The following is a 17,796-nucleotide window of genomic DNA, read 5'->3' on the forward strand; positions in this document are numbered from 1 at the left end:
AGACGGGTGAGCATCGCGGCGATGGCATCGCCGTCACGGATCACGACGCGGTCGCCCCCGCGAACCTCGCGGGCCTTGGCCGAGACCCCGACACGTCGGGCGGCCCCGACCATGGCCAGCGCGGCCTCGGGACCGGGGCAGCCGATCTCGAGCGCGGACGAGCGACCGGGCTCGGTCAGCGAGCCGCGAGCCAGGAACGCACCGCGCCAGGCCGCGACCGAGTCGCACGAGGGTCCGGTGACGACCTGCGGCGGGAGGCCGCGGACGGGACGACCGCCACCGTCGACGAGACCGGTCTGGCGGGCGAGCAGCTCGCCGCCCTTGGCGATCCGCACGACGTAGAGCGTCGTCTTCCGGACGCCGGCGCCCTGCTGGACGATGATCTCGCTGTCGTGGCCGTAGACCTCGGAGATCTCCTGGCGGAGCCGGCGGGCGGCGGCTGCGGTGTCGAGCTCGGCCTCGATCACGATGCGTCCCGAGACGATGTGCAGGCCGCCGGAGAAGCGCAGGATCGTCGACACCTCGGCCTTGCGGCAGCAGGCCTTCGTCACGGGGATCCTGGCCAGCTCCGCCTTCACCTGTGCCGTCATCGCCATTGAAACACCAGCCTCCAGTCCTGCGGTCCCGAGCAGTCCGCTCGGGCCACTCTATGCCTGTGCCGGTGAGGTGGGGGCGAAGGTCGAGGCAAAAACCGCGGCCAGCGCGGAGGGATCGTGCTGGTCGGGCCGCTCGGGCGAACGGAGGTCCGCCGTCACGAGTCGGGCGCCGAGCTTCTCGGCCGCGTGGCGCAGTGCCTCGGGGTCGTCGCCGGCGCGCGTGTCGGCGACCACGACGTCGAGGTGCAGGTCGGGGGCGTGGGCCGCGAGGACCTCGAGGTGCTCCTCGGCCGTGAGGTGGTCGGACTCCCCCGGCTGCCCCACCAGGTTGAGCACGAGGGCACGCCTGGCCGGCGTGCGCAGCAGGGCCTGCCGCAGCTCGGGGACGAGCAGCGTCGGCATCACGCTGGTGAACCACGATCCCGGTCCGATCGTCACCCAGTCTGCGCTCTCGAGGGCGGAGACGGCCTGCGGGCACGCCGGGGGGTCGCCGGGATCGAGCCGCACGGCCATGATGTGCGCGGGGGTCGTGGCGACCTCGGCCTGCCCGCGGACGACCTGGATGACGCCGTCCGCGCCGCGGACGTCGGCCTCGATGTCGAGCGGCACGTTCGCCATCGGCAGCACGCGTCCGCGGGCTCGCAGCAGCTCGGCGACCAGGTCGAGTCCCGCGACCTGGTCACCCTCCATGTCCCACAGCGCCGCCAGCAGGAGATTGCCGACCGGGTGACCGGCCAGGGTCCCCTCGCCGCCGAATCGGTGCTGCAGGATCTCGGCCCACGCGCGGCCCCAGTCGTCGTCCCCGCACAGGGCGGCGAGCGCCATCCTCAGGTCACCGGGTGGCAGGATGCCGAACTCGGTGCGCAGCCGTCCCGACGACCCGCCGTTGTCGGCGACCGTGACGATGCCGGTCAGCCGGCTGGTGACGTGGCGCAGCGCCGACAACGTGGCGGCGAGCCCGTGCCCCCCGCCCAGCGAGACGACCTTGGGACCGCCCTCGAGCGGCCCGTTCATTCGCGGCCCAGGTCGCGGTGGACGACGAGCGTGCGGACGCCCCGGTCACGCAGTCGCGCGTCGAGCGCCTCGGACATCGCGACGCTGCGGTGACGACCGCCGGTGCAGCCGATGCCCACCGTGAGGAAGAGCTTGTCCTCGCGCAGGAAGCCGTTGGTGATCATCGACAGCAGGTCGACATAGCGGTCGAGGAACTCCTGCGACCGGTCCTGGCGGTAGACGTACTCGCGGACGGGCTCGTCCTGGCCGCTCAGGGGGCGCAGCTCGTCGACCCAGTAAGGGTTCGGCAGGAAGCGCATGTCGGCGATCATGTCGGCGTCGATGGGAATGCCGTACTTGAACCCGAACGACACGATCGTGACGTGCAGGCCCCGCTCGGTGTCGTCGGCGAACGCCTCGCGCACGCGGTGCGCCAGCTGGTGCACGTTGAGCCGACTGGTGTCGATCACGAGGTCGGCCCGGCCGCGGATGGTCTTGAGCAGCTCGCGTTCGCGTTCGTAGCCGTCCATGAGGCGGCCCTCGCGGCTCAGCGGGTGCGGCCGGCGGGCGGCCTCCTGGCGGCGCACCAGCACCTCGTCGGAGGCCTCGAGGTACAGCGTCGTGACCTTCACGCCCAGCGGGCGCACGGACTCGATGGCGTCCACGAGACCCGAGAAGAACGTGCGCGACCGGGAGTCGACCACGACCGCGAGGCGATCGATGTCCTCGGCCGCCTCGACCGACGAGACCAGCTCCTCCAACATGCCCGGGGGCAGGTTGTCGACGACGTAGTACCCGAGCTTCTCGAGCGCCTTGGCCGCGGTGCTGCGGCCGGCCCCGGTCATCCCCGTCACGAGGACGCACTCGGTGATCTTCGTCATCATGGGTCTCAGTCCTCCAGGATCTCGCCCGTGGTCATGTTCACGGCCGGTGTCGACTGCTGGCCCTCGTGCAGGGCCGCCACGATGGATTGTGCCGTAGCCGGGCCGATGCCGGGGACGACGGCGATCTCCTCGGCGGTCGCGGCGCGAAGCTTCTTGACGGACCCGAAGTGCTTCATCAGGGCGCGCCGACGCGTCTCGCCCAGCCCGGGGACGGGGTCCAGCACGCTCTGGATCATCGACTTGCTGCGGCGCTGGCGGTGGTGCGTGATCGCGAAGCGGTGCGCCTCGTCGCGGACGCGCTGGAGCAGGTAGAGCCCCTCGCTGGTGCGCGGCATGATCACCGGGTCGTCGTCGTCGGGCAGCCAGACCTCCTCGAGGCGCTTGGCCAGGCCGCACAGGGCGACGTCCTTGACGCCGAGGGCCTCCATGGCAGCCTTCGCCGCCGCGACCTGCGGTGGGCCGCCGTCGACGACGACGAGCGACGGCGCGTAGGCGAACCGTCGCGGCTTGCCCGTCTCGGGGTCGATCCCCGGCTCGGCATCGCCCTGGCGCTCGAGGGCCCGGATGTGGTGCGTGAACCGCCGCGTGATGACCTCGTGCATGGCGGCGACGTCGCTCTGGCCCTCGTGGCGCACGGTGAAGCGGCGGTACTCGGACTTGCGCGGCAGGCCGTCCTCGAAGACGACCATCGAGGCGACGATCTCGGTGCCCTGGAGGTTCGACACGTCGAAGCACTCGATCCGCAGCGGCGGCGACGGCAGGTCGAGCGCCAGCTGGATCTCCTCGAGTGCCCGGCTGCGGGCGGTCAGGTCGCCCGCGCGCTTGAGCTTGTGCCGGGCGATCGCCTGCTTGGCGTTCTGCTCGACGGTCTCGAGGAGCCGCCGCTTGTCCCCGCGTCGGGGCACGCGCACGGTGACGCGCCCGCCGCGTCGCTCGCTGAGCAGGTCCTCGACGGCCTCGTGGTCGGCCGGCAGCTCGGGCACGAGCACCTCGCGCGGGATCGCGGTGGAGACGACGTCGGCGTACAGCGTCATGATCGCGGTCTGGACCAGCTCGGGGAAGCCCGCGTCGTCGCCCTTGTCGGCGACCCAGCCGCGCTGGCCGCGCACCCGGCCGCCGCGGACGTTGAAGATCTGGACGGCGACCTCGAGCGGGTCGTCGACGAACCCCAGGACGTCGGCGTCGGTGCCGTCGCCCAGCACGACGGCCTGCTTCTCGAGGACTCGGCGCATCGCCGACAGGTCGTCGCGGTACTTGGCCGCGAGCTCGTACTCCTGGTGGGTGGCCGCGTCACGCATCTTCTGCTCGATCGAGCGCTCGAAACCGGCCGTCTGGCCGCCCATGAACGACAGGAAGTCGTTGACGATGCCACGGTGCTCGTCCGGCGAGACGCGCCCGACGCACGGCGCCGCGCACTTGCCGATGTCGCCGAGCAGGCACGGCCGGCCGGCGGCCTTGGCGCGCTTGAAGACGCCCGCACTGCACGAGCGCATCGGGAACACGCGCAGGAGCGTGTCGACGGTGTCGCGGATCGCCCACGCGTGACCGTAGGGCCCGAAGTACCGCACGCCCTTCTTCTGGGCACCGCGCATCACCAGGACGCGCGGGATCTCCTCACCGACGGTGACGGCGAGCCACGGGTAGGACTTGTCATCGCGGTACTTGACGTTGAAGCGCGGGTCGTACTCCTTGATCCAGGAGTACTCGAGCGCGAGCGCCTCGACCTCGGTGCTCACCACGGTCCACTCGACCGACGCGGCCGTCGTCACCATCTGGTGCGTCCGCGGGTGCAGGTTGCCGATGTCCTGGAAGTACGAGCTCAGCCGCGGTCGCAGGCTCTTGGCCTTGCCGACATAGATGACGCGGCCCTGCTCGTCGCGGAACCGGTAGACCCCCGGGGCAGTCGGGATCTCGCCCGGACGCGGACGGTACGTGGACGGGTCAGCCATCGGTCGGCCCCTCCCCCACGATCACGACAGCAGCGGCGCGAGGAACCGGCCGGTGTGCGAGTCGGGATGGGCCGCGACGTCCTCGGGGGTACCGGTGGCGACAACCATGCCGCCGCCGCTGCCGCCCTCGGGGCCCATGTCGATGATCCAGTCGGACGCCTTGATGACGTCGAGGTTGTGCTCGATGACGATGACCGAGTTCCCGGCGTCGACGAGGCGCTGCAGGACGATCAGCAGCTTGCGGATGTCCTCGAAGTGCAGGCCCGTCGTGGGCTCGTCGAGCACGTAGACCGTGCGGCCCGTGGACCGCTTCTGCAGCTCGGAGGCGAGCTTGACGCGCTGCGCCTCGCCGCCGGAGAGCGTGGGCGCGGGCTGGCCCAGGCGCACGTAGCCCAGGCCCACGTCGACGAGCGTGCGCAGGTGGCGCGCGATCGCGGGGATCGCCTCGAAGAAGTCGACGGCCTCCTCGATCGGCATGTCGAGGACCTCGGCGATCGTCTTGCCCTTGTAGTGCACCTCGAGCGTCTCGCGGTTGTACCGCGCGCCGTGGCAGACCTCGCAGGGGACGTAGACGTCGGGCAGGAAGTTCATCTCGATCTTGATCGTGCCGTCACCGTGGCAGGCCTCGCAGCGACCGCCCTTGATGTTGAACGAGAAGCGCCCCTGCTGGTAGCCACGCATCTTGGCCTCGGGCGTCTGCGCGAACAGCTTGCGGACGTGGTCGAAGACGCCGGTGTACGTCGCCGGGTTCGAGCGCGGCGTCCGACCGATCGGCGACTGGTCGACGTGGATGACCTTGTCGACGTTCTCGGTGCCCTCGATCGTGCGGTGGCGGCCCGGGATCGTGCGGGCCTTGTAGATCTGCCGGGCCAGCGACGTGTAGAGGATGTCGTTGACCAGCGTGGACTTGCCCGAGCCGGAGACGCCGGTGACCGAGACGAGCTGCCCGAGCGGGAACGCGACGTCGACGTCCTGCAGGTTGTTCTCGCGGGCGCCGCGGACCACCAGCTGGCGGTCCTTGTCGCGCGGGCGGCGCACCGACGGGACCGCGATGGACTCGCGGCCGGACAGGTAGGCGCCCGTGAGCGAGTCGGGGCTGGCGAGCAGCTCGTCGACCGACCCGGACACGATGACCTGGCCGCCGTGCTCGCCGGCGCCGGGACCGATGTCGACGACCCAGTCGGCGGCACGCACCGTGTCCTCGTCGTGCTCGACGACGATGAGAGTGTTGCCGAGGTTCTTGAGACGCACGAGCGTCTCGATGAGGCGGTGGTTGTCGCGCTGGTGCAGGCCGATGGACGGCTCGTCGAGGACGTACAGGACGCCCACGAGGCCCGCGCCGATCTGCGTGGCCAGCCGGATGCGCTGGGCCTCGCCGCCCGAGAGCGAGCCGGCGGCGCGGTCGAGGGCGAGGTAGTCCAGACCGACGTCGAGCAGGAACCGCAGGCGCTCGTGGATCTCCTTGAGCACCCGCTCGCCGATCTGGCGCTCGCGGTCGGTCATGTCGAGGTCCTGGAGGAAGTCGGACGCCTCGGCGATCGACATGTGGGTGACCTCGGCGATGTTCCGGGCGCCGTACCGCTCGGACGAGAGCGTGACGGCCAAGATGACGGGCTTGAGGCGCGTGCCGCCGCAGGTGGGGCACGGGACCTCGCGCATGAAGCCCTCGAGGCGCTCGCGGCTGGTGTCCGAGTCGGTCTCGGAGTGGCGGCGCTCGACGAACGCCTTGGCACCCTCGAACTCGGCCCAGTAGGAGCGCTGGCGGCCGTAGCGGTTCTTGTACTGGACGTGGACCTTGGTCGAGTGGCCGTTGAGCAGGGCGTCCTGGAACTCGGGCGCCAGGTCGCGCCACGGGGTGTCGACGTCGAAGCCCATCTCGTCGCCCAGGGACCGCATGATCCGCAGGAAGTAGTCCGAGACCTGGGAGTAGGTCCACGCCGTGATCGCGCCCTCGGCGAGGGTCTTGTCGGGGTCGGGCACGAGCAGCTCGGCGTCGACCTCCTTGCGCGAGCCCAGGCCGTGGCACTCGGGGCAGGCGCCGTACGGGGCGTTGAACGAGAACGAGCGCGGCTCGAGCTCGTCGACCTGGAGCGGGTGGTCGTTGGGGCACGACAGTCGCTCGGAGAAGCGGCGGCGGCGCTCGGGGTCCTTCTCGTCCAGCCCGACGTAGTCGATGATGACGAGCCCGTCGGCCAGTCCCAGCGCGGTCTCGACCGACTCGGTGAGGCGCTGCTTGGACGACGGCTTGACCGTGAGCCGGTCGACGACGACCTCGATCGTGTGCTTTTTCTGCTTGGTCAGCTTGGGCGGCTCGTCGGCGAGCATGTGCATCTCGCCGTCGACGATCGCGCGGCTGAAGCCGGACTGCTGCAGTTGGCGGAACAGCTCGACGTACTCGCCCTTGCGGCCGCGGATGACCGGCGCGAGCACCTGGAACTTCGTGCCCTCCTCGCCGGACTGGATCCGGTCGACGATCTGCTGGGGCGTCTGGCGGCCGATCGGCTCACCGCAGGTCGGGCAGTGGGCCCGGCCGGCGCGCGCGTAGAGCAGGCGCAGGTAGTCGTAGACCTCGGTGATCGTGCCCACCGTCGACCGCGGGTTGCGGGACGTGGACTTCTGGTCGATCGAGACCGCCGGGGACAGGCCCTCGATGAAGTCGACGTCGGGCTTGTCCATCTGTCCGAGGAACTGGCGGGCGTACGCCGACAGTGACTCGACGTAGCGGCGCTGGCCCTCGGCGAAGATCGTGTCGAACGCGAGCGAGGACTTGCCCGAGCCGGACAGACCCGTGAAGACGATGAGGGAATCCCGGGGCAGATCGAGGGAGACATCCTTGAGATTGTGCTCGCGCGCACCCCGGACTACGAGACGATCAGTCACCTGCCCAGCGTACTCAGCGCTCCTGACAGAAACCTCTCGACGAGTAGGGTCTGAGACATGACTTACACCGGGCAGGTCACCGTCGGCGGTCCCGCGGACACGCGCGAGGCGGGCGACCTGGTGATCACGAAGATCGCGGTCGGGCCCATGGCCAACAACGCCTACCTGCTGCGCTGCGCACTGACCGGCGAGCAGGTCCTGATCGACGCCGCCGACGAGGCCGGACGGCTGCTCGAGGCGATCGGCGACCGGGGACTGGCCCGGGTCGTCACGACCCATCGCCACGGCGACCACTGGCAGGCGTTGGAGGAGGTCGTCCAGCAGACCGGCGCCGAGACAGTCGCCGGCGAGGACGACGCCGACGAGCTGCCGGTCGACGTCGACTTGAGGGTGCGCACGGGCGCACGGGTCCGCGTCGGCTCGTGCGAGCTCGAGGTCATCGAGGTCGTCGGCCACACGCCCGGGTCGATCGTCCTGGCCTACGACGACCCCGACGGCATCACCCACCTGTTCACCGGTGACTCGCTGTTCCCCGGCGGCGTCGGCCGCACGTGGTCGCCCGACGACTTCCTGCGTCTGCTGAAGGAGGTCGAGACCAAGCTGTTCGACCGCTTCGACGACGACACCTGGTTCTACCCCGGCCACGGCGACGACTCGACCATCGGTGCCGAGCGCGGATCGCTGCAGGAATGGCACGCGCGCGGGTGGTAGCGTGCCGCTGCTCCGCCGTGGCTGGGGAGAACCGAGTGGCTCGAGCGCCGCTAGAAGGTGACGGGCAGTGACTCGATGCCGAAGACGAAGCTGAGCTGACGGAACTCCAGCTCGGACTCGGGCACCGCGAGGGCCAGGTCCGGGAAGCGGTTGAACAGCTTCGGCAGCGCGATCCGCAGCTCCATCCGGGCCAGCTCGGCCCCGATGCACCGGTGGATGCCGTGCCCGAAGGCCAGGTGACCGCTGGTCGGGACACGGGCCGGATCGAACGAGTCGGGCGCGTGGCCCGCCGTGGCGAGGTCGCGGTTCGCGGCGCTCAGGGACACCAGCAGCACGTCGCCTGCCTTCACGTGCGTGCCGAACAGCTCCATGTCCTGCTTCGCGAAGCGCGGGAACGCCACCTGCACCACCGAGAAGTAGCGCAGCAGCTCCTCGATCACCCGATCGACCGTCGCGCGGTCGCCGGAGCGGATCAGCTTCGCGTACTCGGGGTCCCGCGTCAGCATGATCGTGCTGAGCGCGATCATGCCGGCCGTCGTCTCGTAGCCGCCGGTGAAGACGCCGTCCGCCAGCCCCGCCAGGTCGCGGTCCGAGATCAGGTCGCCCTCGTCGCGGATGATCTGGCCGATCAGGCCGGGGCCGGGCTCCTTGCGCTGGCGCGCGACGGCGTCGAACAGGAACTCACGCTGGGCCGAGACGGCGCCGAACGCGGCCGCTCCCCCGTGCGTGGCGTCGAAGCGTGCGCTGCCCAGCCTGGAGAACGCCTGCGTGTCCTCGTAGTCGAGGCCGAGCAGGGCGCAGATCGTGTTGAACGGGATCGGGAAGGCCAGCACCTGCGCCAGGTCGGCCCCCGGGCCCGCGGCCTCGAGGTCGTCGAGCGCACGGTCGACCATGGTCTCGATGACCGGCTCGAGCCGCGCCAGGCGCCGCATCGTGAACTCGGGCGTGACGATCTTGCGCAGCCGGGTGTGCACCGGCGGATCGGTGAAGCCCAAGCCGCCGATGTCGTCGCTCGTCGCCGGGCCGTCGCCGGAGAACAGGTGGCGGATGTCCGTCGAGTAGGCGTCCCGCGCCGTCATCACCTGGCGGGCCTGCTCGTGAGCCGTGACCAGGTAGGCGGTGAAGTCGAAGGGCAGGTCCAGCCGGTGCAGCGGCTCCTGCTCGCGCAGCTCGGCCATGCGGGGCACGGGGTCCAGGCCCACACGTTGCAACGGTGCCTTGGTGGCCTCGGGGATGAACGTGAAGCTGGCGAGGTCGATTCCGCGTCGCTTCACATGACGCCGTGCCACCGACGCCAGCACCTTCGAGCGGAGGTCCCGCAACATTCTCACGTGCACACGATATCCGGCGAGGTTGCCGGATCGGGGGTACGGCGCCAGTCTGGGGGAAATCGAATGAGGGGGCACCATGTCGTCCACCACCGAACGGCCCGACGAGCTCAAGCGGGTACTGGGTCCGAAGCTGCTGCTGCTGTTCATCGTCGGGGACATCCTCGGCACCGGCGTCTATGCCCTCACCGGTCAGGTCGCCGCCGAGGTCGGCGGCGCCGCGTGGCTCCCCTTCCTGGTCGCGTTCGTGGTGGCCCTGCTGACGGCGCTCTCCTACCTCGAGCTGGTCACGAAGTATCCCCAGGCCGCGGGCGCCGCCCTCTACGTGCACAAGGCCTTCGGCGTCCACTTCCTCACGTTCATGGTCGCGTTCACCGTCATGTGCTCCGGCATCACCTCGGCGTCGACGGCGTCGCGTGCCTTCGCCTCGAACCTCGCCGTCGGCATCGACTGGGAGGCCTCGAACGTCGAGATCATGCTCATCGCCCTGGGCTTCATGCTGCTGATCGCCGGGATCAACCTGCGCGGTGTGAGCGAAGGTGTGAAGACCAACGTCGTCCTGACGCTCATCGAGCTCTCGGGCCTGCTGCTGGTGATCATGGTCGGGTTCTGGGCCATCGTCGGCGGCAATGCGGACTGGGGCGCGGTCGTCGCGTTCGAGACCCCTGACGACAAGAACGTGTTCCTCGCCGTCACGACCGCGACGTCCCTGGCCTTCTTCGCCATGGTGGGCTTCGAGGACGCCGTGAACATGGCCGAGGAGTGCCACGAGCCGAACCGGATCTTCCCCAAGATCATGCTGACGGGCCTGGGCGTCACCGGCCTGATCTACATCCTGGTGTCGATCTGCGCGGTCGCCATCGTGCCCGTGGGCGAGCTGGCGGGCAACGACACCCCGCTCGTGACCGTCGTCGAGCAGGGTGCGCCGGACATCCCGATCGACCAGATCCTGCCGTTCATCTCGATGTTCGCGGTGGCGAACTCGGCGCTGATCAACATGCTCATGGCCAGCCGCCTGCTCTACGGCATGGCCAAGCAGGGCGTCATCCCCACGAGCCTGGCCAAGATCAGCGGTCGCCAGACGCCGTCGGTGGCCATCGGGTTCACGACGGCGCTGGCGCTGGGTCTCATCGTCTACGTGTCGAACGCCAGTGACGACGCGGTCGCCGTGCTCGGCGGGACGACGAGCCTGCTGCTGCTCGCCGTGTTCGCGATCGTGAACCTGGCGGTCCTGGTCCTGCGCAAGGACACCGTGGACCACTCGCACTTCCGCACCGCGGCACCGATCGCACTGCTGGGCGTCGTGACGTGCGTGTACCTCGTGACTCCCCTGTCGGGTCGCCCCTCATCGCAGTACGAGGTCGCGGGGATCCTGCTGGTCATCGGCCTGGTCCTCTCGGTGCCGATGTACCTGTTGAGCCGCCGGCGGGGAGAGCCCCTCGAGGTCAAGGACCCCGACGACCTCCCCCCGCACGGCATCCCGTGATCAGTGACCGCCGCCCACGCGGTCGGGGTACTTCTTGGAGTACCAGAGGCTCGCGACGGCGGTGATCGTGAGCGTCGCGATGATGACGCCCAGGCTGAGCAGCGTCGGGATCTCGGGCACCGGGACGGGTCCGACGTGGTGGACCGGCTCACCGCCGTTGATGAACGGAAGCTCGTTCTCGTGCAGCGCGTGCAGGATCAGCTTGATGCCGATGTAGAACAGCAGGAACGCCAGGCCGTAGGACAGGAAGACCAGACGCTGCAACAGGTCGCCGAGCAGGAAGTACAGCTGGCGCAGGCCCATCAGCGCGAAGACGTTCGCAGTGAAGACGATGTAGGGCTCCTGCGTCAGGCCGAAGATCGCGGGGATCGAGTCCAGCGCGAACAGGATGTCGGTCGTGCCCAGCGCGATGATGACCAACGCCATCGGGGTGATCGCACGACGGCCGTTCTCACGGACGACCAGCTTGAGGCCGTCCCAGGTGTCGCTCATGTTGAAGCGCTTGCGGGCGAAGCGGACGACGGCGTTCTCGACGTCCTCGTCCTCGTCGTCGTTCTTCGCCAGCTTGAGGGCCGTGTAGAGCAGGAACGCGCCGAAGATGTAGAAGACCCACGAGAACTCGTTGATGGCCACCGCGCCCAGCGCGATGAAGATGCCGCGGAAGATCAGGGCCAGGATGATGCCGACGAGCAGCGCCTCCTGCTGGTACTTCCGCGGGACGGCGAAGCTGCTCATGATGATGATGAAGATGAACAGGTTGTCGATCGACAGGCTGTACTCGGTGAGCCAGCCCGCGTAGAACTCGATGCCGTACGTACCGCCGTGGAACGACCACACCCACGCGCCGAACGCGACGGCCAGGCCGATGTAGAACGACAGGTAGATCGCGCATTCCTTGGTGGTCGGCTCGTGCGGCTTCCGCGCGATCACGACGATGTCGAACAGCAGAATGGCGATGGTCACCGCGATGGTGACACCCCACTCGAGCGTGCTGACGTTCACAGGCAGTCCTCAGTTCTCTCCGGGTCGTCAATGACTCGGAGGTCTCTTCCACCGGACTGCGCTGATGACACCGGTCCGGCATCCCGGGGTGGTCGGCGATGACCCCCGTGCTGACGAGATGCCGGTGATGGGAATACTCCCCTCCGCCGGAACAGTCTGTCAGCCCGGTCCCAGCAACGCTAATTCACGTCCCGGCTGACAGCATCCCGCGCAGCTCGCGCTTGAGCTCGCCGATCTCGTCGCGCAGCCGCGCCGCGACCTCGAACTGGAGCTCGGCGGCCGCTTGGTGCATCTGCTCGGACAGCTGGTCGATCAGGCCGGCCAGCTCCTCGGACGGGCGGTCGGCCAGGTTCTTGGTGTGCTGGCCGAGCGGCACCGGGGCGCCCTTGCGCTTGTGGTCGCCGGTGGCGGCCAGCAGCGCCCGGGTGTCCTCGTCCTCGCGCGCCAGCATGTCGGTGATGTCGCCGATCTTCTTGCGCAGCGGCGTCGGGTCGATCCCGTGCTCGGTGTTGTAGGCGACCTGCTTGGCCCGGCGGCGATTCGTCTCGTCGATCGCGAGCGCCATGGAGTCGGTGATGCGGTCCGCGTACATGATGACCTGGCCCGAGACGTTGCGCGCCGCACGGCCGATGGTCTGGATGAGCGAGCGGCCCGAGCGCAGGAACCCCTCCTTGTCGGCGTCGAGGATCGCCACGAGGCTGACCTCGGGCAGGTCGAGGCCCTCGCGCAGCAGGTTGATGCCCACCAGCACGTCGTACTCGCCCATCCGCAGCTCGCGCAGCAGCTCGACGCGGCGGAGCGTGTCGACCTCGCTGTGCAGGTAGCGCGTGCGGATGCCCGCCTCGAGCAGGTAGTCGGTGAGGTCCTCGGACATCTTCTTGGTGAGTGTCGTGACGAGGACGCGCTCGTTGCGTGCCACGCGATCGTTGATCTCGCCGATGAGGTCGTCGATCTGGCCCTTCGTCGGCTTGACGATGACCTCGGGGTCGATCAGTCCGGTGGGCCGGATGACCTGCTCGACCACATCGCGCTCGACCTTGTTCATCTCGTAGTCGCCCGGGGTGGCGGACAGGTAGACCGTCTGACCGATCCGGTCGAGGAACTCGGGCCACTTGAGCGGTCGGTTGTCCATCGCGCTGGGCAGCCGGAAGCCGTGTTCGACGAGCGAGCGCTTGCGGCTCATGTCGCCCTCGTACATCGCGCCGATCTGCGGGATCGTCACGTGGGACTCGTCGACGACCAGGACGAAGTCCTCGGCGAAGTAGTCGAGCAGGCAGTTCGGTGCCGAGCCCGCCGGGCGGCCGTCCATGTGCAGCGAGTAGTTCTCGATGCCCGAGCAGGTGCCGACCTGCTCCATCATCTCGAGGTCGTACGTCGTGCGCATGCGCAGGCGCTGGGCCTCGAGCAGCTTGTTCTCGCGTTCGAGAACCGCCAGTCGGTCCTCGAGCTCTCCCTTGATCCCCTCGATCGCGCGCGCCATCACCTCGGGGCCGGCGGCGTAGTGGGTGGCGGCGCCGACGTAGAGCTCCTGGTCGTCGCTGAGCACCTCTCCGGTGAGCGGGTGCAACGTCATGAGCCGCTCGATCTCGTCGCCGAAGAACTCGACCCGCACCGCCATCTCCTGGTACACGGGGAAGATCTCGACAGTGTCGCCCTTGACGCGGAACGTGCCACGGGTCGAGCTGACGTCGTTGCGCACGTACTGGGCCTGCACGAGCGTGCGCAGCAGCTGGTCGCGGCCCATCTCGTCGCCGACCTTGAAGCCGATCATGCGGTTGAGGTACTCCTGCGCCGACCCCAGGCCGTAGATGCACGACACCGTGGCGACCACGATGACGTCGCGCCGGGTGAGCAGGGACCACGTGGCCGAGTGGCGCAGCCGCTCGACCTCCTCGTTGATCGAGGAGTCCTTCTCGATGTAGGTGTCGGTCTGCGCGATGTACGCCTCGGGTTGGTAGTAGTCGTAGTACGAGACGAAGTACTCGACCGCGTTGTTCGGCATCAGCTCGCGCAGCTCGGTGGCGAACTGCGCGGCGAGGGTCTTGTTGGGCAGCATCACCAGCATCGGGCGCTGCAGCTTCTCGGCGAGCCAGGCCGTCGTGGCCGTCTTGCCGGTGCCGGTGGCACCCATCAGGACGACGTCGTCGACCCCGGCCTCGATTCGCTTGGAGATCTCGGCGATGGCGGCCGGCTGGTCGCCGGCGGGCTTGTACTCGGAGACGACCTCGAACGGCGCCACCTGCCGCTTGAGTTCAGAGACTGCACGCATGAGTCGAGCCTACGGGCGGGGTCCGACACTTTCGCGCCGACGAGAGGCCTCGCGGCGCCGGTCAGCGCGGCCGGTCGGGGGCGATGCCCAGGGCGCGGATGGTGGCCGCGAGCCCGCGGTACTGGCCGACGAGCAGGCACAGCTCGATCGCTTGGCGCTCGTCCCAGAACGACCGCAGGCGACGCCATGCCGCTTCGTCGATGTCGTCGTCCGCCAGCAGCCGGTCGGTCGCCGTCAAGAGCACCTCGTCGGCGGGCTTCCACGCGTCGAGCGAGCCGTCGCGCACCCGTTCGATCTCGTCCCGTCGCAGTCCCGCGCGGGCACCCAGGCGGACGTGGTGCCGCCACTCGTACTCGCTGCCGCAGCGGTGGGCGACGCGCAGGATGACCAGCTCGGTCTCGCGGCGGGGCAGCCTCCCGGCCAGCATCAACGCACCCGAGTACGCCAGCCACATGCGGTACAGCCGGCGGTTGCGGCCCAGCGTCGTGAACAGGTGGGCCTCGCACACCCCGGCCCCGCGCGAGAGCAGCCGGCCCAGCACGAAGTTGACGATGCCGAGCTGACGGAGCCCGCCCGGCTCGACGCGGGGCGACCGCATCAGCGGACCCCGGCCAGGGCGGCCGCGCGGGTGAGCCTGCGGTTGAGCAACCGCATGACGGCCGAGTATCCCCACGGGAACCACCGCTGCGCGTAGTGGCCCAGCCGGACGTCGCGCGATGTGTAGACCCAGTAACGCCGGCTGCGCAGTCCCGCGACGATCGCCTCCGCCGCCTCGTCCGGCGTGATGGCATGGCGCAGGAACTGCTGCTCGATCGTGCGGATCGACGGCGCCGACCGGTCCACGCCCGCCACCTCCAGACCGTCCACGAGCGGCGTCGCGACGGCACCGGGGCACACGAGGCTCACGCCGATCCGGTGCCGGCGCAGGTCGAAGCGCAGCACCTCGGAGATTCCGCGCAGGCCGAACTTGCTGGCGCTGTACGCCGCGTGCCAGGGCAGTCCGAAGATCGCGGCGGCGCTCGCCACGTTGACGACGTGGCCGCCACGGCCCGCCGCGATCATCGCCGGCAGGAACGACGAGAGCACGTGCACCGGCCCCATCAGGTTGACGTCGACCAGGCGCCGCCAGTGGTCCTCGGTCAGCCGGTCGATCGTGCCCCAGATCGAGATGCCCGCGATGTTGAGCAGCACGTCCATCGAGCCGTGCGCCGCATGGACCTCGGCGGCGAACCGCCGGACGGCGTCCGGGTCCGTGAGGTCGACCGCACGCGCCATCAGCACGTCGGCGCCGGCGGCACGAAGGGCGTCGGCCCGGGCATCGAGTGCCCCCTGGTCGAGATCGGTCAGCACGAGCCGGGCCCTCTCGCGACCCAGGACGTGCGCCGTCGCGCCCCCGATGCCCCCCGCGGCGCCTGTGACAAGACAGGACTTCGTACGTATGTCCAGTTTTGCCATGGACTCAGCCTAAGGCGGCGTGCGTCACATATCAATGTCCATGTCGACACGACACCCCTGCACCATGCGCCGCACGCGTCAGACGCTGGAGCGGATAGGCTCGTGACCATGGCCATAGTCGAGCGCCGGGCGCAACGAACCCGCGAAATCCTCGATGCGACACGCATGCTCTTCGACGAACGCCGCATGCGGGACGCGCAGATCGAGGACATCGCGCGAGCCGTGGGCATCAACCGCGCCATCATCTACCGGCACTTCACGACGAAGGAAGAGCTCTTCGCGATGACGCTGGTGGACTACCTCAACGAGCTCGAGACGCGCCTCGCGACCTCGCGCGACGAGGGCCTCGCGCCGATCGAGCGCATCGACATCATCACGAACGAGTTCCTCGCCTACGGCAGTGAGTACCCGGCGTTCGTCGACTGTGCCCAGTCGCTGCTGCGCCACCGCGGCTCCGAGCTGCTCGAGCAGATCAGCCTCGAGCGCCTGACCGAGCTCGGCGCGGCGATCAACCGCTGCTTCGTCCACATCACGAGCGCGATCATCGACGGCAACGAGGCCGGGGACTTCGACGTCGCCGACCCCGAGCTGATCGCCAACATGATGTACACGCAGGGCCTGGGCATCCTGAACCTCGTGACGTTCCAGCGCTCTATCCGCGAGCTCAACTCGGGCATCCCGACGATGGACAACCTGCCGATGCCCGAGGTCGTGGAACTGGCGAAGCGCTCGGTGCGCGCGATCGTCCAGCAGCCCGCCGGCTGACGACACAGCTCCCCCAGCACGACGACGGGGCCGGGTGGCGACTGCCACCGGCCCCGTCGTACGTCTCGGCTCAGCGCTCGAGGATCGCCACGACCCCCTGGCCGCCGGCGGCGCAGATCGAGATCAGGCCACGGCCCGAGCCCTTCTCCTCCAGCAGCTTGGCCAGGTTGGCGATGATGCGTCCACCCGTCGCGGCGAAGGGGTGCGCCGCGGCGAGCGACGAGCCCTTGACGTTGAGCTTGTCGAGGTCGATCGAGCCCAGCGGGCTGTCCAGGCCCAGGCGCTGCTTGCAGAAGTCCGCGTCCTCCCACGCCGCGAGCGTCGACAGCACCTGGCCGGCGAACGCCTCGTGGATCTCGTAGAAGTCGAAGTCCTGCAGCGACAGGCCGTTGCGCTCGAGCATCTTCGGCACGGCGTAGGCCGGGGCCATCAGCAGGCCCTCGCCGCCGTTGACGTAGTCGACCGCGGCGGTCTCGAAGTCGACCAGGTACGCCTTGACGTCCCACCCACGGCGTTCGGCCTCGTCCTCGGACGCGAGCAGCGCCACCGAGGCACCGTCGGACAGGGGCGTCGAGTTGCCGGCCGTCATCGTGGCCGCCTCACCGAGCTGCTTGCCGAACACCGGCTTGAGCTTCGCCAGCTTCTCGACCGTGGAGTCGGGACGCAGGTGGTTGTCGCGCTCGACGCCGTTGAACGCCGTGACGAGGTCGTCCTGCCAGCCCGACTCCCACGCGGCGGCCAGGTTCTGGTGCGAACGGGCGGCGAGCTCGTCCTGGGCCTCCCGCGTGATGCCCCACTCGTGGGTCGTGAGCGCCTGGTGGTCACCCATCGACAGGCCGGTGCGCGGCTCGGCGTTGCGCGGCTGGTCGGGCGCCAGGTGACCCGGGCGGATCTGGGCCAGCAGCTTGAGCAGCGTCTTCTTGTCGCCCTTGGCGTTGGCCTGGTTGACCTGCAGCAGGATCTTGCGCAGCTTGTCGTTCAGGGCCAGCGGAGCGTCGGACGTCGTGTCGGTGCCGCCGGCGATGCCGAACTCGATCTGCCCCAGGGCGATCTTGTTGGCGACCTGGAACGCGGCCTGCAGGCCGGTGCCGCACGCCTGCTGGATGTCGGTGGCCGGCGTGGCCGGCGAGAGCTTGGAGCCCAGGACGGTCTCGCGGGTCAGGTTGAAGTCGCGGGCGTGCTTGAGCACCGCGCCGGCGACGACCTCGCCCGCGCGCTCCCCCTCCAGGCCGAAGCGCTCGACAAGGCCGTCGAGGGCCGCGGTGAGCATCTCCTGGTTGGAGACGCCGGTGTAGACCGTGTTCGACCGCGCGAACGGGATCCGGTTGCCGCCGATGACGGCGACCCGACGGACCGTTCCCGCACTGGGGGCCGAGGCCTTCGAGGTCTTCGTGGTGGGCTTGTCAGCCATGGGACACCTTTCGTCGGCGACTGTGTCGCTGTCGTCTTTGCCGTGACGCTGCCGTGCAGGCTAGAGT

At 69.4% G+C, this 17,796-nt stretch carries 14 protein-coding genes; 3 read left to right on the forward strand and 11 right to left on the reverse strand.

The window, feature by feature from the left end; translation table 11 throughout:
* From whiA to uvrA, 5 genes are all read right to left on the reverse strand, one after another.
* Window positions 1-596, reverse strand: a 596-nt coding sequence (whiA, locus tag RT323_RS10065) for a DNA-binding protein WhiA (protein WP_313407794.1), incomplete at its 3' end; no start/stop codon positions are given.
* 51 nt (window positions 597-647) lie between these two features.
* A complete protein-coding gene (gene yvcK, locus RT323_RS10070; protein ID WP_313407797.1) occupies window positions 648-1,610 on the reverse strand; it encodes a uridine diphosphate-N-acetylglucosamine-binding protein YvcK in 963 nt (320 codons plus the stop codon).
* Window positions 1,607-2,470, reverse strand: coding sequence for an RNase adapter RapZ (rapZ, locus tag RT323_RS10075; RefSeq protein WP_313407844.1), 864 nt, complete (start codon window positions 2,468-2,470; stop codon window positions 1,607-1,609). Before rapZ ends, yvcK begins: the two co-directional genes overlap by 4 nt.
* An 8-nt stretch (window positions 2,471-2,478) precedes the next feature.
* The gene (gene uvrC, locus RT323_RS10080; protein ID WP_313407799.1) at window positions 2,479-4,422 is read right to left on the reverse strand and encodes an excinuclease ABC subunit UvrC; all 1,944 of its coding nucleotides are present in this window, start codon (window positions 4,420-4,422) and stop codon (window positions 2,479-2,481) included.
* 21 nt (window positions 4,423-4,443) lie between these two features.
* Complete coding sequence (gene uvrA / locus RT323_RS10085; RefSeq protein ID WP_313407802.1) at window positions 4,444-7,302, reverse strand: excinuclease ABC subunit UvrA; 2,859 nt, start codon at window positions 7,300-7,302, stop codon at window positions 4,444-4,446.
* A 57-nt stretch (window positions 7,303-7,359) separates the two neighbouring features.
* On the opposite strand from uvrA, the gene RT323_RS10090 reads away from it, so the two are divergent.
* Entirely contained in the window at window positions 7,360-8,013 is a 654-nt protein-coding gene (locus tag RT323_RS10090; RefSeq protein ID WP_313407804.1) for an MBL fold metallo-hydrolase, read from the forward strand.
* Between the two features lie 50 nt (window positions 8,014-8,063).
* On the opposite strand, the gene RT323_RS10095 is transcribed toward RT323_RS10090, so the two are convergent.
* The gene (locus RT323_RS10095) at window positions 8,064-9,338 is read right to left on the reverse strand and encodes a cytochrome P450 (protein WP_313407846.1); all 1,275 of its coding nucleotides are present in this window, start codon (window positions 9,336-9,338) and stop codon (window positions 8,064-8,066) included.
* Between the two features lie 82 nt (window positions 9,339-9,420).
* On the opposite strand from RT323_RS10095, the gene RT323_RS10100 reads away from it, so the two are divergent.
* Complete coding sequence (locus RT323_RS10100; protein ID WP_313407807.1) at window positions 9,421-10,827, forward strand: APC family permease; 1,407 nt, start codon at window positions 9,421-9,423, stop codon at window positions 10,825-10,827.
* Here the strand turns inward: RT323_RS10100 and RT323_RS10105 are convergent, their stop codons facing one another.
* The 4 genes from RT323_RS10105 to RT323_RS10120 all read right to left on the reverse strand — a co-directional run bounded on the left by RT323_RS10105 (window position 10,828) and on the right by RT323_RS10120 (window position 15,553).
* Window positions 10,828-11,829, reverse strand: coding sequence for a TerC family protein (locus RT323_RS10105; RefSeq protein ID WP_313407810.1), 1,002 nt, complete (start codon window positions 11,827-11,829; stop codon window positions 10,828-10,830).
* Between the two features lie 184 nt (window positions 11,830-12,013).
* Window positions 12,014-14,098: an excinuclease ABC subunit UvrB gene (gene uvrB, locus RT323_RS10110; RefSeq protein ID WP_313407813.1), complete on the reverse strand. Its 2,085-nt coding sequence runs from the start codon at window positions 14,096-14,098 to the stop codon at window positions 12,014-12,016.
* A gap of 61 nt (window positions 14,099-14,159) precedes the next feature.
* Window positions 14,160-14,696: a carboxymuconolactone decarboxylase family protein gene (locus tag RT323_RS10115; RefSeq protein ID WP_313407815.1), complete on the reverse strand. Its 537-nt coding sequence runs from the start codon at window positions 14,694-14,696 to the stop codon at window positions 14,160-14,162.
* Window positions 14,696-15,553: an SDR family oxidoreductase gene (locus RT323_RS10120; protein ID WP_313407818.1), complete on the reverse strand. Its 858-nt coding sequence runs from the start codon at window positions 15,551-15,553 to the stop codon at window positions 14,696-14,698. The genes RT323_RS10115 and RT323_RS10120 overlap by 1 nt, the downstream gene beginning before the upstream one ends.
* 108 nt (window positions 15,554-15,661) lie before the next feature.
* On the opposite strand from RT323_RS10120, the gene RT323_RS10125 reads away from it, so the two are divergent.
* Window positions 15,662-16,318 (forward strand): TetR/AcrR family transcriptional regulator, encoded by a 657-nt coding sequence (locus tag RT323_RS10125; protein ID WP_313407820.1) that lies wholly within the window; start codon window positions 15,662-15,664, stop codon window positions 16,316-16,318.
* 70 nt (window positions 16,319-16,388) lie between these two features.
* On the opposite strand, the gene RT323_RS10130 is transcribed toward RT323_RS10125, so the two are convergent.
* The gene (locus RT323_RS10130; protein WP_313407822.1) at window positions 16,389-17,729 is read right to left on the reverse strand and encodes an acetyl-CoA C-acetyltransferase; all 1,341 of its coding nucleotides are present in this window, start codon (window positions 17,727-17,729) and stop codon (window positions 16,389-16,391) included.
* Window positions 17,730-17,796: the final 67 nt, after the last annotated feature.

Origin of the sequence: Aeromicrobium sp., from assembly GCF_032084975.1 — a bacterium.
Lineage (GTDB): Bacteria > Actinomycetota > Actinomycetes > Propionibacteriales > Nocardioidaceae > Aeromicrobium.